General features: G+C 79.6%; 4 protein-coding genes and 1 pseudogene. 3 read left to right on the forward strand and 2 right to left on the reverse strand.

Translation table 11 applies throughout. From position 1 onward, the window contains the following. On the reverse strand, nt 1–1,394 hold a 1,394-nt coding region (locus DT057_RS05675), incomplete at its 3' end, for a CoA transferase (protein WP_128561128.1). 110 nt (nt 1,395–1,504) lie between these two features. On the opposite strand from DT057_RS05675, the gene DT057_RS36600 reads away from it, so the two are divergent. Continuing rightward, a partial coding sequence (locus DT057_RS36600; RefSeq protein WP_244937354.1) for a citrate synthase occupies nt 1,505–1,903 on the forward strand: 399 nt, incomplete at its 3' end. Between the two features lie 122 nt (nt 1,904–2,025). Next, nucleotides 2,026–2,685, forward strand: coding sequence for a citrate synthase (locus tag DT057_RS36605; RefSeq protein WP_244937355.1), 660 nt, complete (start codon nt 2,026–2,028; stop codon nt 2,683–2,685). Here DT057_RS36605 and DT057_RS05685 read toward each other — a convergent pair. Then, complete coding sequence (locus tag DT057_RS05685; RefSeq protein WP_128561129.1) at nt 2,649–3,929, reverse strand: NAD(P)/FAD-dependent oxidoreductase; 1,281 nt, start codon at nt 3,927–3,929, stop codon at nt 2,649–2,651. The genes DT057_RS36605 and DT057_RS05685 overlap by 37 nt on opposite strands. A 216-nt stretch (nt 3,930–4,145) precedes the next feature. Here DT057_RS05685 and DT057_RS05690 point away from each other — a divergent pair. After that, nucleotides 4,146–4,574, forward strand: a pseudogene (locus tag DT057_RS05690) (hypothetical protein); the annotation flags it as partial.

The raw sequence follows: 4,574 nt of genomic DNA on the forward strand, positions 1-4,574 counted from the left end.
CACGCCGGGGGCGAGGATCCGAGCGCGGCGGCGGGCCGGTCCCAGCGCATCGGCGCGCCCGCGACCGTGAGGGCCGGCCGCAGGCGCAGGGCCGGGCCCCAGGCCGTGGCCTCCGGCGTCGGCGCGAAATCCTCCGAACCCGGCGGGGCGGCGGGCGCCTCGTCCGACGGGGCCTGGCTGGTGAGGAGCCCCGCCGTGCGGGCGAGCGCCGTCCGCGCGGCGCTGCCGCGGCCGGTGGCGAGGCGGGTCGTCAGGCCCACGACCGCGGCGGCCGCCATGATGTAGCCGGTGGCGTGGTCGAGGGCCTGGACGGGCAGCGGCGTCGGCCGGTCGTGGCCGCCCTGGCGCATCCCCGCCTCGGCGATGCCGGCGCTCATCTGGACGAGGCTGTCGAAGCCGCGCCGCCCGCGCCAGGGGCCGGACCAGCCGTAGGCGTCGAGGCAGACGTCGACGAGGCCCGGGCGCACCCGGGCCCGCGTCGCGTCGTCGAGGCCGAGGCGGGCGAGCGCGTCCGGCCGGTAGCCGTGGACGAGCACGTCCGCCCGCCCGAGGAGGTCCAGCAGGCGCCCGCGGCCGGCCGGGTCGCGCAGGTCGAGGCGCGCGCAGCGCTTGCCGAGGACCACGTCCGGCACCAGGCCGGGCTCGTCCCATTCGGGTGGATCGATGCGCAGCACGTCGGCCCCGAACCCGGCGAGGCAGCGCGTCGCCACCGGCCCGGCGAGCACCCGGGTGAGGTCGAGGACGCGCACGCCCGCGAGGGGCCGCTCCGGGGACGCGCCGGTGACGGCCCCGGGGCCCTCCCCGCCCGCCTCCCACGAGACCAGGGGCTCGGCCGCCACCGCCCGCCCCTGCGGGTGCAGCGCCCACGCCGCGGGGCTGCGCATCGCCGCGGCGCAGCCGCCCCGGGCGACGACCGCCTCCTCGAGGTCGTCCGCCCGCCAGCGCGCCACCGACGCGGCCACGGCCCCGCGCTCGGGGGCGGCGGCCAGCACCGCCAGGGCCGCGTCGCGGTGGTGGGGCGCGTTGGTGTGGAGCCGGATCCACCCGTCGGCGGCCGGGTAGTCGCCCGCGACCGGGTCCCAGGCCGGCGGCAGCGACCAGCCCCGGGGCTCGACCGAGCGGGCGAACCAGTGCCCGGCGAGGCGGCGGTCCACCGCCACCGCGGGGCGCAGGCCGGAGCGCGCCTCGACAAACCCGGCGACCGCGAGGCCGGCCGCCGCCATCGAGGCCGCCGCAAGGTCGCTGACCGCGAAGCAGGAGGGCAGCGCGCCCGCCCCCGTCACCGCGACGGGTGCGGGCTCGCCGGGTCTGCCCAGGGCCGCCCAGATCGCGCCCAGGTAGGCCCCGAAGGGCGTGGTCGTCGCACCGGAGAGCGTCTCGCCCGTCGGCCGCATCGGTCGTCTCCCTGGTGGTCGGATGACAGGAGCGCCCGCGCGGGTCCACATCGTCAATCTTGATAAAGCGAATCAACCTGATCGGGCCCAGCCGGCCGCGGAGCCTTTCGGTGACCACCTACCTCACCGCCGCCGAGGCGGCCGCCCGGCTCGGCGTCACGCGCCAGACCCTCTACGCCTACGTGAGCCGCGGCCTCATCGCCGCGCACCCGGCCGGCGACCCGCGGGCGCGGCGCTACGCGGCCGAGGCGGTCGAGGCCCTCGCGGGCGCCCGCCGGCGCGGGCGGCGCCCGCGGGAGGTCGCCAAGGCGACGCTCGACTGGGGGCTGCCGGTGCTGGAATCGTCCCTGACCCTGATCCGGGACGGCCGCCTCTCGTACAGGGGCGTCGACGCCCTCGACCTCGCGGCGGGCGCGCAGGCCGAGGACGTGGCGGCCCTGCTCTGGGACTGCCCGCGGGAGGCCGCGTTCGGGCCGCAGGCCCCGCCGCTCCTCCCGGCCCCGGCGGGCNCGCGGGCCGGCCCGACGGCGCGCTCCTGAGCCTCTTTGCCGCGGCGACGACGGACGACGCCACCGCGCCCTGGCAGCACGACCCGGGGCGGCTCGCGGCGGGTTGCGGGGCCCTGGTGCGGGTGCTCCTCGCCTGCCTGACCGGGCGGCCGCCCGGGGCCGCACCGCTGCACCGCCAGTGCGCCGCCGCCTGGGGCCTCGACGACGACGGGGCGGAGTGGGTCCGCCGCGCCCTCGTCCTCACGGCCGACCACGAGCTGAACGCCTCGGGCTTCACGGCGCGCTGCGTCGCCTCGACGGGGGCGAGCCTGCGGGCGGCCGTGATCGGCGGGCTCGCGGCGCTGAGCGGCAGCCGGCACGGCGGCACCACGGCCCGGGTCGAGGCGCTGTGGGACGGGCTCGCGCGGGACGACGCGCCGGCCCCGAGCCTGCGCCGCCACCTCGAGGGCGCCGACGGGCTCCCGGGCTTCGGGCACCCGCTCTACCCGCGGGGCGACCCGCGGGCCGAGGCCCTCCTCGCGCCCCTCCTGCGCGGGGACCCGCGCCTGCGCGACCTCGTCGCTGCGGCCGAGGCGCTGACCGGCCGGCGGCCCTCGATCGACTTCGCGCTCGTCGCCCTGCGCCGCCGCCTCGGCCTGGAGCGGGGCAGCGCCTTCGGGCTGTTCGCGCTCGGACGGTCGATCGGGTGGATCGCGCACGCCCTGGAGCAGCGCCGGAGCGGGCAGCTCATCCGCCCGCGCGCGGTCTACGTCGGCCCGGAGCCCGCCGGGCGCCCCGCCTGAGCCGCCGGGCCGAGGGCCGGCGCCGCCTGGATGATGGGGACCGCCGCCGCGAGGATCGCGGCCCGGTCGCGGTCGAGGGGCGGGTAGATCCGGGCGCGGTTGATGGTGCGCTTCGTCGCCTTGGCGTCCGCGCCGGCGGCCCGCAGCGTGCCGCGGTCCCAGCCCGCCGTGTAGGCCGCCCCCCAGGGGCCGAGGTCGAGCACGGTGACGTAGTCCGGCGCCGCGAAGGCGAGCCGCGCCTCCGGGCAGCCGAGGAGGTCGCAGGCCGCGTTGTGCCCGGCGAGCCGGCCCATCGGCCGGGCGTGCTGGCAGGACATCACGGTGGCGTGCCCGGCCGCGTCGGCGGCCGCCCGCGCCACGTCGCCCGCCGCGTAGACCGCGTCGAGGCCCTCCACCCGCAGGAACGCGTCCACCGGCACCCGCCCGAGCGGATCGTGGGGCACCGGCAGGTCCGCGGCGAGCGGGCTCGCCCGCATCCCGGTCGCCCACACGGTCGTGGCGGCGTCGATCCGCTCGCCGTCCTCCAGCACCATCCCGTCCGGGTCGACCGCCCGCACGCCCGCCCCCGTCCGGGTCTCGACGCCCGCCTCCGCCAGGGCCCCCGCGATCGCCGCGCGCGCCGCGCCCATGGTCGCGCCGACCTCGGGGCCGCGCTCGAGGAGCACGACCCGGACCGGCTCCGCCTCGCCCGCCCCCGCGGCCGCGCGCAGGGCGCGCAGGCGCCCCGGCAGCTCGCAGGCGATCTCGATCCCGACGAGGCCCGCGCCGACGACGACGGCCGACCAGCGCCCCGGCCGCGGACCCTCCGCCGCGAGGGCGGCGAGGTGCGCCGCGAGGCGCGCGGCGCCGGGGTCGGTGTCGACGTCGAAGCCGTCCGCGGCGCCGGGCACGGGCGGGCGCACGAGCGCGCTGCCGGCGGCGAGGACGAGGCGGTCGTAGGCGAGATCCTCCGCGCCGCCATCCGCCCGCGCGACCGCGAGGCGCCGGTTCACGGGATCGATCCGCCCGACCGACCCGGCGATCCGCCGCACCCCGATCGGCGCCAGCACGTCGTCCAGGGGAACGCGCAGGCCCGAGAGGTCGGTCTCGTAGCAGCGGACCCGGATGACGTGGAACGGGCTCGGCGCCACGAGGACGATCTCGAGGGCCGCCTCGGCGTCGCGCTCCGCCCGCAGCCGGGCGGCCGCCGCGGCGCTCCACAGCCCCGCGAAGCCGCCGCCGACCACCACCAGCCGTTCGGTCATGTCCGTCCCTCCTCCCCCGGGCGCCACACTCGACCGCCGGGCCTGCGCGATCAACATCCCCGAACGGCGGAGGCCCGCGCGCCGGCGGAAAGTTCCCTGTGCGTGCGGGCTGCCGCGCGCTTGACTTTCCGGGCCGCAAAAAAGCAGTTGAGGGTGGTTAATGGGTCGTTGTCGCGAGGTCGAGACATGGGGCGTGGCAGGTCGAGGCGCTCGGCGATGCTCGCGTCTTGCATCCTGGGTGCGGGGTTCGGCGCGACGCCGCTGCGGGCGGAAGTGCAGATCCTGGCCGCCCGGATCACGGCGGGCGAGCTCTGGGTGCTCGGCACCGTGGACGAGCCCGAGGCCGAGATCAGCCTCGACGGCCGCTTCCCGCAGAAGGCCGATGCCCGGGGCAAATTCGAGTTCCGCCTCGTCTACCACCCGGCGACCTGCATCGTGACGCTGCGGACGCGGCGCCAGGAGCGGAGCGCCGTGGTCGGCGAGTGCGGCCAGCAGGGCGCCGCCGGTCCGCCCGGGCCCGAGGGACGCGCGCTGCCCGACATGGTGGCGGGCCCGCCCGGTCCCGCAGGCCCGCCCGGTCCCGCCGGGGCGGCAGGCCCGCCCGGCCCTCCCGGAGCGGCAGGCCCGCCCGGGCCGGCCGGTGCG

Source organism: Methylobacterium crusticola (genome assembly GCF_003574465.1).
GTDB lineage: Bacteria > Pseudomonadota > Alphaproteobacteria > Rhizobiales > Beijerinckiaceae > Methylobacterium > Methylobacterium crusticola.

Bases quoted from the DNA above. Each gene is read 5' to 3' on its own strand.
- DT057_RS05685 (WP_128561129.1), bottom strand. From the start codon at position 3,929: ATGACCGAACGGCTGGTGGTGGTCGGCGGCGGCTTCGCGGGGCTGTGG.